Source organism: Bacillus sp. SIMBA_074 (assembly GCF_046534555.1).
In the GTDB taxonomy this organism is placed as follows: domain Bacteria; phylum Bacillota; class Bacilli; order Bacillales; family Bacillaceae_G; genus Bacillus_A; species Bacillus_A mycoides.
Genome location: NZ_JAWRYM010000038.1, coordinates 15,072 through 35,267, shown reverse-complemented (window position 1 = coordinate 35,267; position 20,196 = coordinate 15,072). Strand labels below are relative to the sequence as shown.

Genomic DNA, 20,196 nt, shown 5'->3' with positions numbered 1-20,196 from the left:
TGAGTCTGGATAAAAAGCGGCAAGAACGTGCAGACTATACAATGATACTTTTAGAATATAGTATTTCTTCTATCTATTTGAACGCATGATGCTTTTATAATGATATTGTCTGTGAATTGCGGTTAATAATTGGGATAGATATATCGTGTTTTAAGTGTTCAATCTAAATTACAGCGAGGTGTAGCAAAGTATATGTCAAAACGTTTAGATGAAATTAAAAGCGAATTAGATCACCATCTTGGACAGCGACTTATGTTAAAGGCAAATAGTGGGAGAAGAAAAACTGTGGAGCAATCAGGTGTACTTGCAGAAACATATCGTTCTGTGTTTGTTGTACAATTAGACCAGCAAGAAGATGCATTGCAACGTGTATCTTATAGTTATGCAGATGTTTTAACAGAGACAGTAGAGCTAACATTTTACGATGAATCTCAAAATGAAGTATTTTATAATTAATGTATTTTTCGTTACATATATTCCCATAAATGAAAAGCTATATTATTTTGCATACTAATTATACCGTAGCAAAATAAGGAGGGACTCTGCATTGAGTAGACGAAGAGGAGTCATGTCAAATCAATTTAAAGAGGAGCTTGCAAAAGAGCTTGGCTTTTATGATGTTGTTCAGAAAGAAGGATGGGGCGGAATTCGTGCGAAAGATGCTGGTAATATGGTGAAACGTGCTATAGAAATTGCAGAACAGCAATTAATGAAACGAAACCAGTAGTTGTAAGATACTTTCTATGCTACGGTAGCCGAGGAGAGATTCCTCGGCTTTTTGCACGCTAAAAGGTGCCATCATTTGACATAAGTAGTTTCATTCTGAATGCTTTTCGATATAATTAGGGAAGTGTCATCGTCTTACTATAAATTTATGGTAAAATAAACGATAAAAGATTGAGTACATAGAGTGGGTGAATAGATTGAAGCTACTAGTGAAAGCACCAGCAAAGATTAATCTGTCGTTAGATGTACTGGGAAAAAGACAAGATGGATATCATGAAGTGAAAATGATTATGACAACAATCGACTTGGCAGATCGTTTAGAGCTAACGGAATTAGCAGAAGACCGTATTGAAATTTTGTCCCATAATCGGTATGTCCCAGACGACCAACGCAATTTAGCTTATCAAGCAGCGAAATTATTAAAAGTGAAGTTTAATGTAAAAAAAGGTGTGTCTATTACTATTGAAAAAACGATTCCAGTAGCCGCTGGATTAGCAGGTGGAAGTAGTGATGCAGCAGCGACATTACGTGGCCTTAATAAGTTATGGAATTTAGGGCTAACAATCGATGAATTAGCAAAGCTTGGCGCAGAAATTGGGTCAGATGTATCGTTCTGTGTATATGGCGGAACTGCTATTGCCACTGGAAGAGGAGAAGAAATTGAACATATAAAGACTCCGCCTTCTTGTTGGGTTGTTTTAGCAAAGCCCCACATTGGTGTATCTACTGCTGACGTGTACGGAAATTTAAAATTAAATCGTGTTACTCATCCAAATGTAGATAAAATGGTTGAAGTCATTAACCATGGCGATTATAAAGGAATTTGTGATACTGTTGGTAACGTTTTAGAACATGTGACGTTTGCGATGCATCCCGAGGTTGCACGTATTAAATCACAGATGAAACGCTTTGGGGCAGATGCCGTATTAATGAGTGGAAGTGGGCCAACTGTATTTGGTCTTGTACACCATGATTCGCGAATGCACCGCATATATAACGGGTTAAAAGGATTTTGCGAGCAAGTATATGCAGTGCGTTTATTAGGAGAGCGAGAAACGCTTGAATAAAGACGTATAATACGTTATGATTTGTTTAGAATATTCGTGATTTGAGGTGAGAGTATGAAAATTAGACGAAGTACAAGATTGGTCGATCTGACGTATTACTTGTTACAAAATCCTCGTCAGCTAGTTTCTCTCACTTTTTTTGCTGAAAGGTATCAATCGGCTAAATCTTCCATTAGTGAAGATTTAGTTATTATTAAGCAAACGTTTGAACAACAAGGTGTCGGCACATTGCAAACGGTACCAGGAGCAGCAGGAGGAGTGAAATATATTCCTTATATAAGTGAAGAAGAGGCAAATCTGATTATTAACGAGCTTTGTAGCTTATTTGAAAACCCAGACCGTATTTTGCCTGGCGGTTACTTATATATGACGGATCTTTTAAGTAATCCTCGCCAGATTAATGGCGCAGGTCGTTTATTTGCTTCTGTTTTTGCTAGGCAACCAATTGATGCGGTTATGACGGTAGCGACAAAAGGAATTCCGCTTGCTTATGCAGTAGCGAACTACTTAGATGTACCGGTAGTAATTGCGAGAAAAGATAATAAGGTAACAGAAGGACCCACTGTTAGTATTAACTATGTATCAGGTTCCTCTAAGCGAATCCAAACGATGACTTTAGCAAAGCGTAGCCTTCCGGAAGGGTCCAATGTTTTAATTATTGATGACTTTATGAAAGCTGGCGGAACCATTCAAGGTATGATGAGCATGCTAGAAGAGTTTAAAGCTAATGTTGTTGGGATTGGCGTATTAGTAGAGTCTACGGATATTGAAGAAAGACTTATTAATAACTTTGTATCATTAATTCGTCTGTCAGAAGTTGATGTGAAAGAAAAAGCGATTCAAGTGGAAAAGGGGAATTATGCACTTGCACCATTTGATAAAGGACTTGTAGAGGCTGAGTAAAAAGGTAAAGCAGATAGCTTTACCTTTTTTTATTCCTATTTATAAATTACAAAATAGATGGACAAACTGCCTTTGGTACACTATTTTTAAAGAGTAAAAATAAATAATAAAAGGGTGAAAAGTATGAAAGTTGTTCAAACAAGCAAAGCACCACAGGCAATCGGACCATATTCACAAGGGATTATTGTAAATAATATGTTCTATAGTTCAGGACAAATTCCGTTAACGGCAAGTGGAGAACTTGTAACAGGAGATGTAACAGTACAAACAGAGCAAGTATTTGAAAATTTACAAGCGGTATTAGCAGAAGCAGGTGCTTCATTTGATACAGTGGTAAAAACAACAGTATTCTTGAAGAATATGGATGATTTTAATGCTGTTAATGAAGTATACGGTTCTTATTTCTCTACTCATAAACCAGCGCGTTCTTGTGTACAAGTAGCAAAATTACCGAAAGATGTTTCTGTTGAAATCGAAGTAATTGCCCTAGTTAAGTAACTCTTTGTAAGCGATAACCTCTACTAATCCTTATATTCAACTACAATAAAAATTTTTATCTTAAAAATTTTTAAAAAATTAAAGGGAAAATAGAAATTTTGTGGAATTTATACAAATATATCGCTTATTTAGAAAAGGGTGGTGAACACAAGATGGAAGTGACTGACGTAAGATTACGCCGCGTAAACACAGAAGGCCGCATGAGAGCAATTGCCTCTATTACTCTAGATCATGAATTTGTTGTTCATGATATTCGTGTAATTGATGGTAATAATGGATTATTTGTAGCAATGCCAAGTAAACGTACTCCAGATGGAGAATTCCGTGACATTGCACATCCAATTAATTCTAATACACGCTCTAAAATTCAAGATGCGGTTTTAACAGAGTATCATCGTTTAGGCGAGTTAGAAGAGGTTGAGTTTGAAGAAGCAGGCGCTTCGTAAAATTCGAATGAAAAGGGCTTTTGAAAGAAAGTCTTATAATTTTGTAGCAAACTCCTGTAAGCATTTACAGGAGTTTGTTTTTTTTTTGAATAATACACGTTTCTAATTATAAAAATTCATATTTTGAAAAAATAAAGATGAAAAACTTCTAATTTTTTCAAAATCATTTAAAATAGTATAGCTTATTCCTTAAAAAAGATACTAAAGAGTAAAACATCTTATAAGAATTATGGTAAAATTTAATAGTTATAATGTGTTTCTTGAAATATATGATGATTTAGGATAATATCGTTAATGGATAAATAGGTTGCGATGGAGGGTCTATATGTCAAACAGATTTGCAGTGATTCTAGCTGCAGGTAAAGGCACACGTATGAAGTCCAAGCTATACAAAGTGCTGCATCCTGTATGTGGAAAACCAATGGTACAACATGTAGTCAATGAAGTATCTCAATTAGGATTGCAGAAACTTGTAACAGTCGTTGGACATGGTGCTGAAAAGGTACAAGAACAGCTAGGAAACGTAAGTGAGTTTGCATTACAAGCAGAACAACTTGGTACAGCTCATGCTGTCGATCAAGCTGCAAGTGTACTTGCAAATGAAGAGGGAACAACTTTAGTTATTTGTGGTGATACACCTCTAATAACTGCTGAAACGATGGAAGCATTGCTTCAGCAACACGAAGAAGCGGGAGCAATGGCGACGGTACTAACAGCGTACATAGAAGAGCCTGCTGGATATGGCCGTATCGTTCGTAATGAGAATGGTCATGTTGAAAAGATTGTTGAGCATAAGGATGCGAATGAAAAAGAATTAGCTATTAAAGAAATCAATACAGGTACGTATTGTTTTGATAATAAAGCTTTATTTGCTTCACTTTCTAAAGTTTCAAATGATAATGTACAGGGCGAATATTACCTTCCGGACGTTATTGAAATTTTAAAAAATGAAGGTCATATTGTATCAGCTTATCAAACAGAGCACTTCGATGAAACGTTAGGTGTTAACGACAGAGTCGCTCTATCGCAAGCGGAAATTATTATGAAAAATCGTATCAACAGAAAGAACATGGTAAATGGTGTTACAATTATTGATCCAAGTAACACATACATTTCTGCGGATGCAATTATTGGTAGTGATACAGTTCTTCACCCAGGAACGGTTATTGAGGGGAACACTGTAATTGGTTCTGATTGTGAAATTGGACCGCATACAGTAATTCGCGATAGTGAAATTGGAGATCGTACGGTAATTCGTCAATCTACTGTACATGACAGCAAACTTGGTACAGAAGTATCAGTTGGTCCATTTGCACATATTCGCCCAGATTCAGTTATTGGAGATGAAGTGCGCGTTGGAAACTTCGTAGAAATCAAAAAAACTGTTTTTGGTAATAGAAGTAAAGCTTCACACTTAAGTTATATCGGGGATGCACAAGTTGGAGAAGACGTGAATCTTGGTTGTGGTTCAATTACGGTGAACTACGACGGCAAGAATAAATTTAAAACTGTAATTGGTAACGGGGTATTTATTGGATGTAATTCAAACCTTGTTGCTCCTGTAACAGTTGAAGATGGTGCTTATGTGGCAGCAGGCTCTACAATAACAGAGAATGTTCCATCAAAAGCATTATCAGTAGCACGTGCACGTCAAGTTAACAAAGAAGACTATGTTGATCAATTGCTGAATAAGAAAAAATCATAATGTGGAGGGTTAATCTAGATGTCGACTCAATATCTAAATTCTAATTTGAAAGTATTCTCTTTAAACTCTAATAAGGAACTTGCTGAGCAAATCGCAAAGCATATTGGAGTAGGACTAGGAAAATGTTCTGTTGATCGTTTTAGTGATGGAGAAGTTCAAATTAACATTGAAGAAAGTATCCGTGGTTGCGATGTATTCATTATTCAATCTACAAGCTTCCCAGTAAACGAACATATCATGGAATTACTTATTATGATTGATGCATTAAAACGTGCATCTGCAAAAACAATTAATATTGTTATTCCTTACTATGGTTATGCGCGTCAAGACCGTAAAGCGCGTTCTCGTGAACCAATTACATCGAAACTTGTAGCAAACTTGCTTGAAACAGCAGGTGCAACTCGTGTAATCACTCTAGATTTACATGCTCCGCAAATTCAAGGATTCTTTGATATCCCGATCGACCACTTAATGGGTGTACCGATTCTTTCAGACTACTTTGAAGCAAAAGGCCTTAAAGATATCGTAATCGTATCTCCTGATCACGGTGGTGTAACGCGTGCTAGAAAAATGGCGGATCGCCTAAAAGCGCCAATCGCTATTATTGATAAGCGTCGTCCTCGTCCGAATGTATCAGAGGTAATGAACATTATCGGTAACATCGAAGGCAAAACAGCAATTTTAATTGATGACATCATTGATACAGCTGGTACAATTACATTAGCGGCAAACGCTCTTGTTGAGAACGGTGCTTCTGAAGTATATGCTTGCTGTACACACCCAGTATTATCTGGTCCAGCAATTGAGCGTATTCAAAATTCGAATATTAAAGAGTTAGTTGTAACGAACTCTATCGTATTACCAGAAGAGAAGAAAATTGATAAAGTACATGAACTTTCAGTTGCTCCATTAATCGGAGAAGCAATCATTCGTGTATACGAAGAAGAATCTGTAAGTGTATTATTCAATTAATTGGATAGAATGAGACGTAACCAAGCTTGGTTACGTCTTTTCGTATCGAAAAAAGAAAGTAGTGGTACAAGAATGAAATTAATAGTAGGACTTGGGAACCCAGGTAGAGAATATGAATTAACAAGGCATAATATTGGATTTATGGCAATCGATGAACTTGCAAAACGTTGGAGTATTTCTTTGAATGAACAAAAGTTTAAAGGGGTATTTGGCGCAGGTTTTGTTAATGGGGAAAAAGTAATCTTACTAAAGCCACTTACATATATGAATTTATCTGGGGAAAGTATCCGTCCACTCATGGATTATTATAAAATTGATGTCGAGGACTTCATTGTTATGTACGATGATTTAGATATTCCTGTAGGTAAATTACGCCTTCGCATGAAAGGTAGTGCGGGTGGACATAATGGTGTGAAATCAACAATTTCACATTTAGGAACACAAGAATTTCAACGTATCCGCATGGGAATCGATCGTCCGAAAAATGGGATAAAAGTAGTGGATTACGTATTAGGACGTTTTACATCTGAAGAAATATCTGGCGTTAATCAATCCATTGAAAATGCAGCAGATGCATGTGAGGAATGGTTAAATAAACCTTTTCTCCAAATCATGAATACTTTTAATAGTTAAGCGCACAATCTGGAATATTTTATTTTGTTTTATCCCATACTAGTAGCAATTGGATATTTAGGAGGCTAGTATGGAAGGTTATTATTACTGTAGACATTGTGGAAGTAATGTGGGCTCCATTATCGCAGAAAAAGTATATAGCGACGTTTTGTTTCAACTAACAGAGCAAGAAGTAGTGGATATGATTCATTTTCATGAGAATGGAAATATATATATAAAAACGATTTGTGAATCGTGTCAAGAAACGCTCGCATCTTATCCTGAGTATTATGAATATGAAAAATTTCTGCAATAAAATGTTGTCGCTTTGGCATGTCCAAAGCATTTTTCTGTTTTCTTTTTCCAAAATATTTGCATAAAATATAGTAACTTGCTCTTTATGTTGAGAGGAGTTTTGAAAATGATAGGTTTATTAGAGCAATTTTATAAAAATGAAGAAATACAATCGGTTATTAATGGGCTAGAAGATGGGTTGAAAGAACAACTTGTATCGGGTATGGCAACATCCTCTCGTTCATTATTAATGGCAGCTTTATATAAAAAGACAAAGCAATCACAACTTATCGTGACGCACAATTTATACCAAGCACAAAAAGTACATGAAGATTTAGTGGCGTTACTTGGTGAAAAAGATGTTTGGCTATATCCGGTAAATGAATTGATAGCATCGGAGGTTGGTGTTGCAAGTCCAGAATTGAAGGCACAGCGTATTGAAGTGTTAAATCGCTTAGCTGCAGGAGAGAATGGGATTATTGTAGCGCCAGTTGCAGGGCTGCGTAGGTTTTTACCAATAAAAGAATTATGGAAGCAAAGGCAAATTGAAATCAATCTAGGGCAAGAGATTGATTTAGATGCACTCTTGCATACTTTACATCATATTGGCTACGAGCGTAAGTCAATGGTAGAAGCTCCAGGAGAGTTCAGTTTACGCGGGGGAATATTAGATATTTACCCATTAACGGAAGAATTACCGTTTCGTATTGAATTCTTCGATACAGAAGTCGATTCTATTCGATTGTTTGATGTGGATGAACAGCGTTCTCAAGATAAAAAGGAAAGTGTTAAGTTCGGTCCAGCAACAGAGTTTTTATTTTCACAGGAAGAATTGAAATCGGGAATTAAGCATCTTGAAGAAGGTTTGACTAAGACGATGCAAAAGCTTTCCGATGATAAATTAAAGACTACTGTGCTTGAGACGGTTAGTCATGAAATTGAAATGTTGAAAAACGGGCAGAGTATAGAACAAATGTTTAAATATTTATCTATTTTCTATAAAGAACCTGCTAGTCTGATAGATTATTTACCAGAAAATGGTGTTGTAATTTTAGATGAGATTTCTCGTATTCAAGAAACAGCATCACATCTTGAAACAGAAGAAGCGGAATGGTATATCTCACTTCTTGGCGAAGGAACAATTATTCAGGATTTATCTTTCTCCCACTCGTTTGAGGAGTTTCTTCATAATAAAAAAAGAAGTTTTGTATATTTAACGTTATTCTTACGCCATATAGCACACACACATCCTCAAAACATTGTAAATGTGACATGTAAAACGATGCAAGATTTCCACGGACAGATGCATTTGTTAAAAACTGAAATTGATAGATGGAATGAAGGTAATTTTACGACCGTTGTGCTTGGAACAGATGATGAACGTGTAAAAAAACTACAACATATTTTAAGTGATTATGATATTGATGCAGACATTGTAGAGGCGACAGATATCTTATTGCCTGGAAGGTTACAAATTGCTGTAGGTGATTTACATGCAGGCTTTGAAATGCCGATGCAAAAGTTTGTTGTCATTACTGAAAAGGAGCTTTTTCATAAGAAGGTTAAAAAATCACAACGTAAGCAAAAGTTATCTAACGCTGAACGTATTAAAAGTTATTCGGAATTAAAAGTTGGAGACCATGTAGTTCATGTAAATCATGGTATAGGTAAATTTTTAGGTATTGAGACATTAGAGATTAATGGTGTTCATAAAGATTATTTAAATATTAAATATCAAGGTAATGATAAGTTATACGTTCCAATTGAACAAATTGATCAAGTGCAAAAATACGTAGGGTCTGAAGGTAAGGAACCAAAAGTTTATAAATTAGGCGGAAATGATTGGAAGAAGGTCAAAACGAAAGTTGAAAAATCTGTACAAGACATTGCAGATGACCTAATTAAATTATATGCCGAGCGTGAAGCTTCGAAAGGTTATGCATATACACCAGATACGGCAGAGCAACAAGAGTTTGAATCTTTATTCCCATATCAAGAGACAGAGGATCAATTACGTTCTATTGAAGAGATTAAGAAAGATATGGAACGCGGACGTCCGATGGATAGGCTTCTTTGTGGTGACGTAGGATATGGAAAGACTGAAGTAGCTATTCGTGCGGCATTTAAAGCAATTATGGATGAAAAACAAGTTGCGATTTTAGTACCAACAACAATCCTTGCACAACAACACTATGAAACAATTCGAGAGCGTTTTCAAGATTATCCGATTAATATAGGGTTACTAAGTAGATTCCGTACACGAAAACAACAAAATGAAACGATTAAAGGTTTAAAAGATGGAACGGTGGATATTGTAATCGGAACGCATCGTATTTTATCTAAAGATGTTACTTATAAAGATTTAGGACTTCTTATTATTGATGAAGAACAAAGATTCGGCGTTACACATAAAGAAAAAATTAAACAATTGAAAGCAAATGTTGACGTGTTAACATTAACGGCAACTCCGATTCCACGTACACTTCATATGTCTATGCTTGGTGTGCGCGATTTATCTGTTATTGAGACACCACCAGAGAATCGTTTCCCAGTACAAACATATGTAGTAGAGTATAATCCAGCGTTAATGCGAGAAGCGATAGAGCGGGAGTTAGCAAGAGGCGGTCAAATTTACTTCCTATATAACCGTGTGGAGGATATTGAAAGAAAAGCAGATGAAATTTCGATGTTAGTTCCAGATGCTCGTGTAACATACGCACATGGGAAAATGAATGAAGGTGAATTAGAGTCTGTTATGCTATCGTTTTTAGAAGGGCAGCATGATGTTCTTGTAAGTACAACAATTATTGAGACGGGTGTAGATATTCCGAATGTAAATACATTAATTGTATTTGATGCAGATCGTATGGGATTATCGCAGTTGTATCAGCTTCGTGGTCGTGTTGGGCGTTCTAATCGCGTCGCGTATGCATACTTTGCATACAAACGTGATAAAGTGTTATCGGAAGTTGCAGAGAGGCGTCTGCAAGCAATTAAAGAGTTTACAGAGCTTGGATCTGGTTTCAAAATTGCGATGAGAGACTTATCAATTCGTGGTGCGGGTAATTTGTTAGGGGCAGAACAACATGGATTTATTGATTCTGTCGGATTTGATCTATATTCTCAAATGTTAAAAGATGCAATTGAGCAACGTAGAGGAACAGACGGAGTTGAAAATACCGTTAATGTTGAAATTGATTTAGAAGTAGATGCATATTTACCGGATGCGTACATTTCAGATAGTAAACAAAAAATTATGATGTATAAACAATTTAGAGGTATTTCTGCAATTGAAGATATTGAAGAGTTGCAGGAAGAGATGATCGACAGATTTGGTGATTATCCACAAGAAGTTGGTTATTTATTACAAATTGCAAACATTAAAGTGTTGGCAATGAAAGAAAAAATTGAGTTAATTAAGCAAAATAAATTTGAAGTAACATTCCTGTTTTCTGAACAAGCGAGCCAAAATATAGATGGTGGAAAATTATTCATGCTAGGAAGTAGTTTTGGCCGTATGATCGGTCTTGGTATGGAGGGGTCACAATTGAAAATTGTGATGAAAACGAATGGATTAGAGACGTCGAAATGGTTAACAATTGCTGAAAATTTATTAAAAGGCTTGCCAGATGTAAAAAAAGAAGTAATAAATGCCTAATATAAGATAAAAAATACAATTCGACGTGCATAGAAGAACTAATGTGTAAAATACTATGTTTAATAGTTGGTGATTTTTACATGAACAGGTAAATTCACCACTTTGATCATCAGTAGAAAGTGAGGCAGCATTAGAATGAAAGCAACTGGAATCGTACGTCGAATTGATGATTTAGGCAGGGTAGTAATTCCGAAGGAAATTCGTAGAACTTTACGTATACGTGAGGGAGATCCACTAGAAATATTTGTTGATCGCGATGGAGAAGTGATTTTGAAAAAATATTCTCCAATTAGTGAACTAGGTAATTTTGCAAAGGAATATACGGAAGCTTTATACGATAGCTTAGGACATAATGTGCTTGTATGCGATCGTGATTCTATTATCGCAGTAGCAGGCGCATCTAAAAAAGAATACTTAAATAAAAGTGTTGGCGATTTAATTGAGAAGACAATGGAAGAGCGTAAGTCTGTAATTATGACAGATGAAAGCGAAATTTCAATTATTGATGGAGTAACAGAAAAAGTGAGCTCTTATACAATTGGCTCAATTATTGCAAATGGAGATCCAATCGGAGCTGTCGTTATCTTCTCTAAAGAGGCTATTATAAGTGAAGTAGAGCATAAATCAGTAAATACAGCTGCAAGCTTTTTAGCGAAACAAATGGAGCAGTAGCGAAGTGTAATTTCTATAAGTAGCAATCTTTCCTAATTATGATATTTCTATTTGAGAAATTAACTATTTGGAGATATAAGTATATTGAACGAAGGTAGCACTTTGCTACCTTTTTTCATTGAATATTTTTGCTGTTGAAAGAAGTCAGTGAATGTAAGGAATATGAAGGAGAGCCAGTTTTTCTTTGTGATATAATACGAGGGGTGAGAATAGAAAAAGGAGTTTTCTTGTATGGAAGCGAAGAAGTACCAAGCCTTTTGGCGTGGGGCTATTATATTAACAATCGCAAGTTTTGTTACGAAGGTATTAAGCGCTTTTTACCGTATTCCATATCAAAATATAGCGGGTGATGTTGGTTTTTATATTTACCAACAAATTTATCCGTTTTATGGATTTTGTTTGATTTTAGCTACTTATGGGTTTCCCATTATTATTTCAAAAATGGTCGCAGAAAGATTAGAACGAGGAAAACAAAAAGAAGCAGAAGAAATTATTTGTGTATCTTTTTGGTTTTTATTAGGAATTGGATTTATAGGGTTTTTCACATTATTCTTTGGGGCCGAAACAATTGCATCGGCTATGGGCGATATACATTTAGATAAATTATTACGCGTTATTTCGTTTTCATTCCTACTAATGCCATTTTTATCTGTAGCGAGAGGATATTTTCAAGGATTCAATAATATGATGCCGACGGCTGTTTCGCAAGTAATTGAACAAACGATTCGTGTTTCTATTATTGTATTTTTATCACTATTCCTTATTGCTCATGGATTTGATTTATATACAGTTGGTGCGGGTGCCATGCTAGGTTCAATTGCAGGCGGGCTTATTGGGATTATCGTACTTTTACTTTATATGCGTCATGATTTCCATGCTATTTTCTTCAAAGGATGGAAGGGAATTAGAAATAAAAAAGGGATTGTTCGAATCCTTTTTTGGCAGGGATTAGCGATTTGTGTTAGTAATTTAGTCCTTATTTTTATACAAATGGCGGATTCTATTTCCTTGTATACTTTGCTTATTCGTGCGGGAGAGCAAGTTGAAAATGCAAAGGTACTAAAAGGTGTTTATGATAGAAGTATCCCACTTATGCAATTAGGTACTGTTGTGACAACTTCTTTCTCATTGTCACTTATTCCTATTATTACAGCGGCGAAAGAAAGAGGAGATCTTTCATTTATTCAAGAAAAGGTAAAGTTAGCAATGAAAATAACATTTGTTATTGGATCTGCAGCTGCTATTGGATTAACTTGTATTATTCAACCTACAAATATTATGTTGTTTGAAAATAGTGATGGATCAGATGTGTTATCGATTTTATCTTTATCTATTTTATTTAGTTCATTGTCAATTACAACTGCTTCCATTTTGCAAGGAGTGGGACAAACATTAAAACCAGCAATATTCGTTGTATTTGGAGGTTGTTTGAAGTTAGTTTTAAACTATATATTAATGCCGTATTTTGGTGTAAAGGGAGCTGCAATTGCAACTTTAGTTGCGCTTATTGTAATTGCCTTGCTAAATAGTGTGTTACTTATGCGAGCTGTATCGGAGACGCTTATTAATAGGCGGAATATGTTAGGTGTAGCTATTAGTGGTATCGGTATGGGGTTTGTATTAATAATCTTTATGCGTATGTTACGAATGTCCGGATTAGTAATTGATACAGGACATAGAGGAATTGCGACGCTTGAAGCGCTGTTAGGTGTAGCTATCGGTGGATTAGCATATATGTTTTTAATTTTAAAATTACGTGTATTTACAAAAGAAGAATTAGGAACCGTTATGAAACAAGAGAAAAAAGAAGGTTCATTGAAGAAGAGTGGATAGAGGTGACTGGTTGTGAGTGGAATCATTACTATTTTAGGATTAGGTGCTGGTGAGTTAGATCAGTTAACGATGGGTGTATATCGAAAGATAAAAGAAGCAGACCATATGTTTGTTAGAACGAAGGAGCACCCAGTTATAGAAGAATTGGAGAAAGAAGCTATAAAGTATACGGCCTTTGATAATGTATATGAGGCACATGATACATTTGAAATCGTATATGAAACAATTGCGAATACATTGCTAGAACAAGCTAAAGGCGCAGAAATTATTTATGCTGTTCCAGGTCATCCGCTTGTAGCAGAAAGAACAGTTCAGCTACTTTTGGAAAAAGGAGAAGCAGCAAATATTGAAGTGCGAATTGAAGGTGGACAAAGTTTCCTTGATCCGATGTTTGCAAGTCTAAAAATTGATCCGATTGAAGGGTTCCAATTAATTGATGCTACATCATTTGAAAGAGGACAATTAGAATTACGTCAACATTTAATCTTTTGCCAAGTGTATGATGCATTCGTTGCTTCAGATGTGAAGCTAACGTTAATGGAGATTTTGCCAGATGATTACGAAGTGTATATCGTAACAGCTGCAGGGACTTCATTCGAGCAAGTGAAAAAGGTATCGTTATACATGTTAGATCACGAAACAGAATTAAATAATTTAACGAGTGTGTATGTACCGCCAGTTAAGGAACGTGCGTCCTTATATCAGCAGTTTGATGTGCTTAGAGCAATTATTGCTGATCTTCGTGGACCGAATGGTTGCCCATGGGATAAAAAGCAAACTCATCAATCTTTAAAGAAATACTTAATTGAAGAAGCGTATGAAGTGCTAGAAGCAATTGATGAAGAGGATGATGATCATTTAGTAGAAGAACTAGGTGATATATTATTACAAGTTATGCTTCATGCCCAAATTGGAGAGGATGAAGGTTGGTTCTCTATAGATGATATTATTCGGACTTTAGCTGAGAAAATGGTTCGTCGTCATCCGCATGTGTTTGGGGATACGGATGTAAATAATGCTGATGAAGTGATTGCAAATTGGGAAGAAATTAAAAAACAAGAAAAGGGATTCGTGAAAGAATCTGTTTTAGCGGGTATTCCAAAAAGCTTGCCACAACTAATGCGTGCTTATGAAATTCAGAAGAAAGCTGGAAAGGTTGGATTTGATTGGGTTGATGTGCAGCCGATGATAGAGAAGGCCTTAGAAGAATGGCAAGAATTCCAACAAGAAGTTGTAAACATGGATGAGAAAAAGATGCTAGGTGAATTTGGTGATTTACTATTTGCATTTGTGAATATAGCTCGTCATTATAAATTAGATCCAGAAGAAGCGTTACGTTCAACTAATGAGAAATTTATGGATCGCTTTTTATACATGGAAGCAAAAGTAGCTGAAATGAATAAGGAAATGCAAGATTTATCATTAGAACAGTTAGATATTTTATGGGAAGAGGCAAAACAAACAGAGCGTTAATAGGGGGATTTGATATGCGTCTAGATAAATTTTTGAAAGTATCACGTTTAATTAAAAGAAGAACATTAGCAAAAGAAGTGTCTGACCAAGGAAGAATTTCGATTAATGGCCAAGTGGCAAAAGCGAGTTCAGATGTGAAGGTAGAGGATGAATTAACAATTCGTTTCGGGCAAAAAATAGTAACTGTGAAAGTAAATGAATTGAAAGAAACAACTAAAAAAGAAGATGCAGCAAACATGTATAGTCTCGTTCGTGAGGAAAAGGTGAAAGCGGAAGAAGGCTTGTTCTAAAATAGGTTAGCCCTTCATACATTACTATTAGCTAGTATAAAGCTATGGGGGGATTTTCGTGAATAATGGTTACTCACCTATGTCTTCTAATCAACAAAATGTTTCGGTAGAGCATGATATTATTATGCGTGGCAGGCGTGTAATTGATATTACCGGTGTAAAGCAGGTAGAGAGTTTTGATAGCGAAGAGTTTTTACTCGAGACTGTAATGGGTTTTTTAACAATTCGTGGTCAAAATTTGCAAATGAAGAATTTAGATGTAGAAAAGGGTGTTGTATCAATTAAAGGGAAAGTTCATGAAATGCTGTATATTGATGAGAACCAAGGGGAGAAAACTAAAGGCTTCTTTAGTAAGCTGTTTAAATGAGCCTAACAATTCAGTTGTATACAATGCTTTCGATGATTGGAATGGGTGCTTGGATTGGTGCTTCTTTAGATACATACCAACGGTTTTTAAAACGCCAAGAGCGTAAACGTTGGCTTGTATTTATACATGATATACTATTTTGGATTGTCCAAGCATTATTCGTTTTTTATGTATTACTGCGTGTAAATGAAGCCGAACTACGTATATATGTATTTTTGGCGTTACTATGTGGTTTTGCAGCATATCAAAGCTTATTGAAAGCACTATACATGAAGATGTTAAATTTTCTCATCTATATTTTTGTACAAACAACACAATTTTTTGTTCGAATTATACAGCTACTCATGATAAAACCTGTTATTATTATAGCACAGCTATTTATTGCATTTATATTATTCTTATTTCGTATACTGCTTTCAATTGGACATGTGTTATGGAAAATGGTGATTTGGATATTACTTTTCATATGGAAAGTTTTTTTCTCGCCTGTTCGGTTTATTGCTTCGCTCATATGGAAACTTCTCCCTAATCGTGTTAAACTTTTTATAATGAAGCATGTAGGGTTCCTGCAATATGTAGCAAAATTGAAGGGACATATCTTCCAATTATGGGTGCGTATAAAAAAGAAGTTAGGGGGACCTCGGAAATGAGGGAACTGAGACAAAGAACAATCGACAAACAGAGTCCAAATCCTGTTAAAGAACATATAATACAAACGGATGAGAACAGGAAGCGACTTTATCGCCGTTTAGCGGTTTTTCTTGTCTTTTCTTTTACAATTATTGCTAGTATTAGTGTGACGTTTTATCAACAAAACAGTTCCATTAAAGCAAAAGAAGCAAAAGTTAAGGACATGAAAAAAGAACTGGATTCATTAACGAAAAAAGAAAAGAATCTAAAAGATGAAGTTCAAAAGTTGAATGATGAAGAGTACGTTTTAAAGATTGCTAGAAGGGATTATTTCTTCTCCGGAAAAGGGGAGATAATTTTTCCTGTTTCTAAGTAGAGTATGTCTTATTGACACTGTATTTTAGGATTATATATAATAAAGTAAAATTTGACTTTTTAACCACTAAGGAGGAGCATTTTTTTTATGTCAATCGAGGTAGGCAGCAAGTTACAGGGTAAAGTAACAGGTATTACAAATTTTGGGGCTTTTGTGGAGCTGCCAGAAGGCTTAACAGGTCTTGTTCATATTAGTGAAGTTGCTGATAATTATGTGAAAGATATTAACGATCACTTAAAAGTAGGCGACCAAGTAGAAGTAAAAGTTATCAATGTTGAAAAAGATGGCAAAATTGGCCTATCTATTAAGAAAGCGAAAGAACGTGAAAAAACAGAAGGAGATCGTCCACGCGGTGAATACCAACGTGGTGGTGATCAACAACGTTCTGGACGTCCACAACGTAATAATCGTTCTTCCAACAGAGATAACCGCGGTGGCGGTAACGAACGAGCTCCAAAAGAAACATTTGAGCAAAAGATGGCACGCTTTCTAAAAGATAGTGAAGATCGTTTAACTTCTTTAAAGCGTAACACAGAATCTAAACGTGGTGGCCGTGGCGCACGTCGCGGATAATAAGTCCGTTTAATTCTTAACATATAGAGAGGTACCCAGAGTAATTACTCGGGTACTTTTTTATGTGAGAGAATATATTTTTAAAAAAGTTTTTGAGATGTATTGACTTTAAAATATATCTGATGTAATATACTAATTGTCCGTTAAATACGACGACATGGCGGTGTAGCTCAGCTGGCTAGAGCGTACGGTTCATACCCGTGAGGTCGGGGGTTCGATCCCCTCCGCCGCTATATTTAATTTAACGGCCCGTTGGTCAAGTGGTTAAGACACCGCCCTTTCACGGCGGTAACACGGGTTCGAATCCCGTACGGGTCATCTAAAAAGATCATGCAAATTTGCATGGTCTTTTTTGTTAAATATAAATTAAGACGTACAATACTTCTACAAAATCACCCTATATTTTCTGAACATTCTTTCAACTCACTTTAAATAAATTAAATACTATGTATATATGTAGATTTATTTCGAATAAAAAGTCGAACGATTATAAAAGTCAAAACTGTTGTTTTGACAAAAAAACCAATAATCATCTTTTATAATAATAGTAATTAAACTATGCAGGTGGTGTTAAAAATATGCCTAAAGCAGGAAGGAATACTATGAATACAAGTGCATTGGCGATGAATGAAAGTCAGCTTGGAACAATAAAGTGGACGAGTAAGTTGCGAATGAAGTTTGAAAAAGTTTTCTTTAGATGGGGATTCATTATTGCTGTTATTGGTTTTCTTTTGGGACGAGCATATATATTAACAAACATTTTACCGTTTGCATTGCCGTTTTTTGCTGCTGTTTATGTTATGAAGCGAGATAAAATGCCGCTCGCGTTCTTAGCCCTAATGGGGGGAGCACTTTCAGTTTCAATAGATAATTTATTTTTTACTTTTGCATCTATCTTTACCTTCTTTATTTATAATATCTTCTTTAGTCGGTTTACACGTAAAACTGTTGGACTTGTACCATTCCAAGTATTTATCTCCGCATTAACCGCACATTTAGTTGTTGTATATTTTGCACAGCAAACCGTCACCATGTATGATCTGCTCGTCAGTACGATCGAAGCGGGGCTTAGCTTCGTATTAACGATGATATTTTTACAAAGTGTTCCGCTTTTAGTGGAAAGGAAAGGGAAGCAACAAGCGTTAGAAACAGAAGAAATTGTTTGTTTAATTATATTACTAGCATCTGTTTTAACGGGCACAACGGATTGGTTTGTTTATGATGCTTCTATTCAACATATTTTCACTAGATATTTAGTATTAGTATTTGCCTTTATTGCAGGGGCAGCTACAGGGTCCACGGTAGGAGTTGTCACTGGGTTAATATTAAGTTTAGCAAATGTGGCGAGCTTGTCTCAACTTAGTCTCCTTGCCTTTTCAGGATTGCTTGGGGGGTTGTTAAAAGAAGGGAAGCGTATAGGAGTTAGTTTAGGTTTATTAATTGGTACAAGCTTAATTACATTATATGTAGACAAGCAAACAAGTATTGTAACAACTTTAATTGAATCTGGTGTAGCGATTGTTTTCTTCTTATTAACACCGAAGCTTGTTATGGATCGTATTGCTAAATTTATGCCGGGTACACAGGAACATTCACAGGATCAACAACAATATTTAAGAAGAGTGCGCGATGTTACAGCAAACAAAATCAATCAATTTGCTAATGTATTTGCTGCTTTGTCTAATAGCTTTTCTGTATACGGGTATGTGGAGGAGGAAGATAAAGAAACAGAAGCTGATTTATTTTTAAGTACAATTACTGCAAAAACATGTCAAACATGCTTTAAGAAGGATCAATGTTGGGTAGTTAATTTTGATAAAACATACGATTATATGAAACAAATAATGAGTGGAACAGAAGAAGGAACGCTGCAGCATAATCGGAAGTTAGTTCGTGAATGGGACAAGCATTGTGTGAGAGGGAAGAAAGTAACGGATTTAGTAGCAGGTGAATTAGATCACTTCTATGAGGGGCAGAAATTAAGAAAACAAATGAAGGAAAATCGTAGAATTGTAGCGGAGCAATTACTAGGTGTATCAAAAGTGATGGAGGATTTCGCTAAGGAGATACAACGAGAAAGAGAGAACCATCAAGCGCAGGAGGAGCAAATTTTACAAGCGTTTCGTGATTTTGGTGTCGAAGTGGAGCATGTTGATATTTATTGTTTAGATAGAGGAAGTATTGATATTGAAATGTTGATTCCGGCTGCATCTAATGAACATGGGGAATGTGAGAAGTTGGTTGCTCCAATGCTTTCAGATATTTTAAAAGAGAATATCGTCGTTAAGCATGAAGAGAAATCCTCATATCCAAATGGGCACAGTTTAATATCATTTGGTTCAGCGAAGACATATTCTCTTGATACAGGATTGGCCACAGCTGCAAAAGGTGGTGGGTTTATTTCAGGTGATTCCTACGCGATGATGGATTTGAGCGTTGGTAAATATGCACTTGCGATTAGTGATGGTATGGGAAATGGACAAAGGGCTCATATGGAGAGTAGGGAAACGGTAAAATTATTACAAAAGATACTTCAATCAGGTATTGATGAAGAAATAGCGATTAAGTCCATCAATTCGATTCTTTCTTTAAGGACGACAGAGGAGATGTATACAACGCTTGACTTGGCTATGGTAGATTTACGGGATGCGAGTGCGAAGTTTTTAAAGATTGGATCGACGCCGAGTTTTGTTAAACGCGGAAATAATATTTTGAAAATTGAGGCAAGTAATTTGCCGATGGGAATCATTGAAGATGTTGAAGTTGATGTGGTTGGTGAGCAATTAAAAACGGGTGATCTTCTTATCATGATGAGTGACGGCATCTTTGAGGGAGCGCAACATGTGGAGAATCACGAATTATGGATAAAACGTAAAATTAAAGAACTACAAACAGAGGACCCACAGGAAATCGCTGATATTATTATGGAAGAAGTAATTCGCTCTGGTGATGGTTATATAAATGATGATATGACTATTGTGGTGGCGAAAGTAAAGAAAAATATGCCGAAGTGGGCTACGATTCCAATAGTAGGAATGCAGGCGCAATAAAATAATCAAAAAACCTAGGTAGATGCCTAGGTTTTTTTGATTAAAAAGGTA

20 protein-coding genes and 2 tRNA genes are annotated in these 20,196 nt (G+C 35.8%); all 22 read left to right on the top strand.

Annotated features, from left to right (window positions below):
* Positions 1-192: 192 nt before the first annotated feature.
* A complete protein-coding gene (gene veg, locus SB773_RS26640; RefSeq protein ID WP_002009653.1) occupies positions 193-456 on the top strand; it encodes a biofilm formation stimulator Veg in 264 nt (87 codons plus the stop codon).
* A 91-nt stretch (positions 457-547) separates the two neighbouring features.
* The gene (gene sspF, locus SB773_RS26635; RefSeq protein ID WP_002094215.1) at positions 548-727 is read left to right on the top strand and encodes an acid-soluble spore protein SspF; all 180 of its coding nucleotides are present in this window, start codon (positions 548-550) and stop codon (positions 725-727) included.
* Between the two features lie 196 nt (positions 728-923).
* Entirely contained in the window at positions 924-1,793 is an 870-nt protein-coding gene (ispE, locus tag SB773_RS26630) for a 4-(cytidine 5'-diphospho)-2-C-methyl-D-erythritol kinase (RefSeq protein WP_410593167.1), read from the top strand.
* 54 nt (positions 1,794-1,847) lie between these two features.
* Positions 1,848-2,696 carry a pur operon repressor gene (gene purR, locus SB773_RS26625; protein ID WP_002091587.1) on the top strand — a complete coding sequence of 283 codons (849 nt, stop codon included), beginning with the start codon at positions 1,848-1,850 and terminating at the stop codon, positions 2,694-2,696.
* 123 nt (positions 2,697-2,819) lie between these two features.
* On the top strand, positions 2,820-3,194 hold the full coding sequence (locus SB773_RS26620) for a RidA family protein (protein ID WP_016106815.1): 375 nt from the start codon (positions 2,820-2,822) through the stop codon (positions 3,192-3,194).
* 152 nt (positions 3,195-3,346) lie between these two features.
* The gene (spoVG, locus tag SB773_RS26615) at positions 3,347-3,640 is read left to right on the top strand and encodes a septation regulator SpoVG (protein WP_000454042.1); all 294 of its coding nucleotides are present in this window, start codon (positions 3,347-3,349) and stop codon (positions 3,638-3,640) included.
* A gap of 325 nt (positions 3,641-3,965) precedes the next feature.
* Positions 3,966-5,345 carry a bifunctional UDP-N-acetylglucosamine diphosphorylase/glucosamine-1-phosphate N-acetyltransferase GlmU gene (glmU, locus tag SB773_RS26610; protein ID WP_002091584.1) on the top strand — a complete coding sequence of 460 codons (1,380 nt, stop codon included), beginning with the start codon at positions 3,966-3,968 and terminating at the stop codon, positions 5,343-5,345.
* Between the two features lie 18 nt (positions 5,346-5,363).
* Positions 5,364-6,317, top strand: coding sequence for a ribose-phosphate diphosphokinase (locus SB773_RS26605; protein ID WP_002091580.1), 954 nt, complete (start codon positions 5,364-5,366; stop codon positions 6,315-6,317).
* Positions 6,318-6,389: 72 nt separating this feature from the next.
* Entirely contained in the window at positions 6,390-6,950 is a 561-nt protein-coding gene (gene pth, locus SB773_RS26600; protein ID WP_087943057.1) for an aminoacyl-tRNA hydrolase, read from the top strand.
* 70 nt (positions 6,951-7,020) lie between these two features.
* A complete protein-coding gene (locus tag SB773_RS26595) occupies positions 7,021-7,245 on the top strand; it encodes an anti-sigma-F factor Fin family protein (RefSeq protein WP_002091576.1) in 225 nt (74 codons plus the stop codon).
* A gap of 105 nt (positions 7,246-7,350) precedes the next feature.
* Positions 7,351-10,881 (top strand): transcription-repair coupling factor, encoded by a 3,531-nt coding sequence (gene mfd, locus SB773_RS26590; protein WP_002130216.1) that lies wholly within the window; start codon positions 7,351-7,353, stop codon positions 10,879-10,881.
* Between the two features lie 135 nt (positions 10,882-11,016).
* Entirely contained in the window at positions 11,017-11,553 is a 537-nt protein-coding gene (spoVT, locus tag SB773_RS26585) for a stage V sporulation protein T (protein ID WP_002009670.1), read from the top strand.
* Positions 11,554-11,784: 231 nt separating this feature from the next.
* Positions 11,785-13,386 (top strand): putative polysaccharide biosynthesis protein, encoded by a 1,602-nt coding sequence (locus tag SB773_RS26580; protein ID WP_131247855.1) that lies wholly within the window; start codon positions 11,785-11,787, stop codon positions 13,384-13,386.
* A gap of 12 nt (positions 13,387-13,398) precedes the next feature.
* Complete coding sequence (yabN, locus tag SB773_RS26575) at positions 13,399-14,859, top strand: bifunctional methyltransferase/pyrophosphohydrolase YabN (RefSeq protein WP_002009675.1); 1,461 nt, start codon at positions 13,399-13,401, stop codon at positions 14,857-14,859.
* 14 nt (positions 14,860-14,873) lie between these two features.
* On the top strand, positions 14,874-15,149 hold the full coding sequence (locus SB773_RS26570) for an RNA-binding S4 domain-containing protein (protein WP_002009677.1): 276 nt from the start codon (positions 14,874-14,876) through the stop codon (positions 15,147-15,149).
* A gap of 58 nt (positions 15,150-15,207) precedes the next feature.
* Positions 15,208-15,516 carry a sporulation protein YabP gene (gene yabP / locus SB773_RS26565; RefSeq protein WP_001059101.1) on the top strand — a complete coding sequence of 103 codons (309 nt, stop codon included), beginning with the start codon at positions 15,208-15,210 and terminating at the stop codon, positions 15,514-15,516.
* Positions 15,513-16,166: a spore cortex biosynthesis protein YabQ gene (gene yabQ / locus SB773_RS26560; RefSeq protein ID WP_002091573.1), complete on the top strand. Its 654-nt coding sequence runs from the start codon at positions 15,513-15,515 to the stop codon at positions 16,164-16,166. The genes yabP and yabQ overlap by 4 nt, the downstream gene beginning before the upstream one ends.
* Positions 16,163-16,522, top strand: a complete 360-nt coding sequence (gene divIC, locus SB773_RS26555) for a cell division protein DivIC (protein WP_404485952.1) — start codon at positions 16,163-16,165, stop codon at positions 16,520-16,522. Before yabQ ends, divIC begins: the two co-directional genes overlap by 4 nt.
* An 87-nt stretch (positions 16,523-16,609) precedes the next feature.
* Positions 16,610-17,095 carry a S1 domain-containing RNA-binding protein gene (locus SB773_RS26550; RefSeq protein WP_002009683.1) on the top strand — a complete coding sequence of 162 codons (486 nt, stop codon included), beginning with the start codon at positions 16,610-16,612 and terminating at the stop codon, positions 17,093-17,095.
* A gap of 159 nt (positions 17,096-17,254) precedes the next feature.
* Positions 17,255-17,328, top strand: a tRNA-Met gene (locus SB773_RS26545).
* Positions 17,329-17,341: 13 nt separating this feature from the next.
* Positions 17,342-17,413 (top strand) — tRNA-Glu (locus tag SB773_RS26540).
* 260 nt (positions 17,414-17,673) lie between these two features.
* On the top strand, positions 17,674-20,145 hold the full coding sequence (gene spoIIE, locus SB773_RS26535) for a stage II sporulation protein E (RefSeq protein ID WP_410593158.1): 2,472 nt from the start codon (positions 17,674-17,676) through the stop codon (positions 20,143-20,145).
* The last annotated feature ends 51 nt before the right edge of the window (positions 20,146-20,196 follow it).

Bases quoted from the DNA above. Each gene is read 5' to 3' on its own strand.
- spoVG (WP_000454042.1), top strand. From the start codon at position 3,347: ATGGAAGTGACTGACGTAAGATTACGCCGCGTAAACACAGAAGGCCGC.
- veg (WP_002009653.1), top strand. From the start codon at position 193: ATGTCAAAACGTTTAGATGAAATTAAAAGCGAATTAGATCACCATCTT.
- SB773_RS26580 (WP_131247855.1), top strand. From the start codon at position 11,785: ATGGAAGCGAAGAAGTACCAAGCCTTTTGGCGTGGGGCTATTATATTA.
- mfd (WP_002130216.1), top strand. From the start codon at position 7,351: ATGATAGGTTTATTAGAGCAATTTTATAAAAATGAAGAAATACAATCG.
- SB773_RS26550 (WP_002009683.1), top strand. From the start codon at position 16,610: ATGTCAATCGAGGTAGGCAGCAAGTTACAGGGTAAAGTAACAGGTATT.
- spoVT (WP_002009670.1), top strand. From the start codon at position 11,017: ATGAAAGCAACTGGAATCGTACGTCGAATTGATGATTTAGGCAGGGTA.
- pth (WP_087943057.1), top strand. From the start codon at position 6,390: ATGAAATTAATAGTAGGACTTGGGAACCCAGGTAGAGAATATGAATTA.
- SB773_RS26605 (WP_002091580.1), top strand. From the start codon at position 5,364: ATGTCGACTCAATATCTAAATTCTAATTTGAAAGTATTCTCTTTAAAC.
- SB773_RS26620 (WP_016106815.1), top strand. From the start codon at position 2,820: ATGAAAGTTGTTCAAACAAGCAAAGCACCACAGGCAATCGGACCATAT.
- divIC (WP_404485952.1), top strand. From the start codon at position 16,163: ATGAGGGAACTGAGACAAAGAACAATCGACAAACAGAGTCCAAATCCT.
- purR (WP_002091587.1), top strand. From the start codon at position 1,848: ATGAAAATTAGACGAAGTACAAGATTGGTCGATCTGACGTATTACTTG.
- SB773_RS26570 (WP_002009677.1), top strand. From the start codon at position 14,874: ATGCGTCTAGATAAATTTTTGAAAGTATCACGTTTAATTAAAAGAAGA.
- SB773_RS26595 (WP_002091576.1), top strand. From the start codon at position 7,021: ATGGAAGGTTATTATTACTGTAGACATTGTGGAAGTAATGTGGGCTCC.
- spoIIE (WP_410593158.1), top strand. From the start codon at position 17,674: ATGCCTAAAGCAGGAAGGAATACTATGAATACAAGTGCATTGGCGATG.
- glmU (WP_002091584.1), top strand. From the start codon at position 3,966: ATGTCAAACAGATTTGCAGTGATTCTAGCTGCAGGTAAAGGCACACGT.
- yabQ (WP_002091573.1), top strand. From the start codon at position 15,513: ATGAGCCTAACAATTCAGTTGTATACAATGCTTTCGATGATTGGAATG.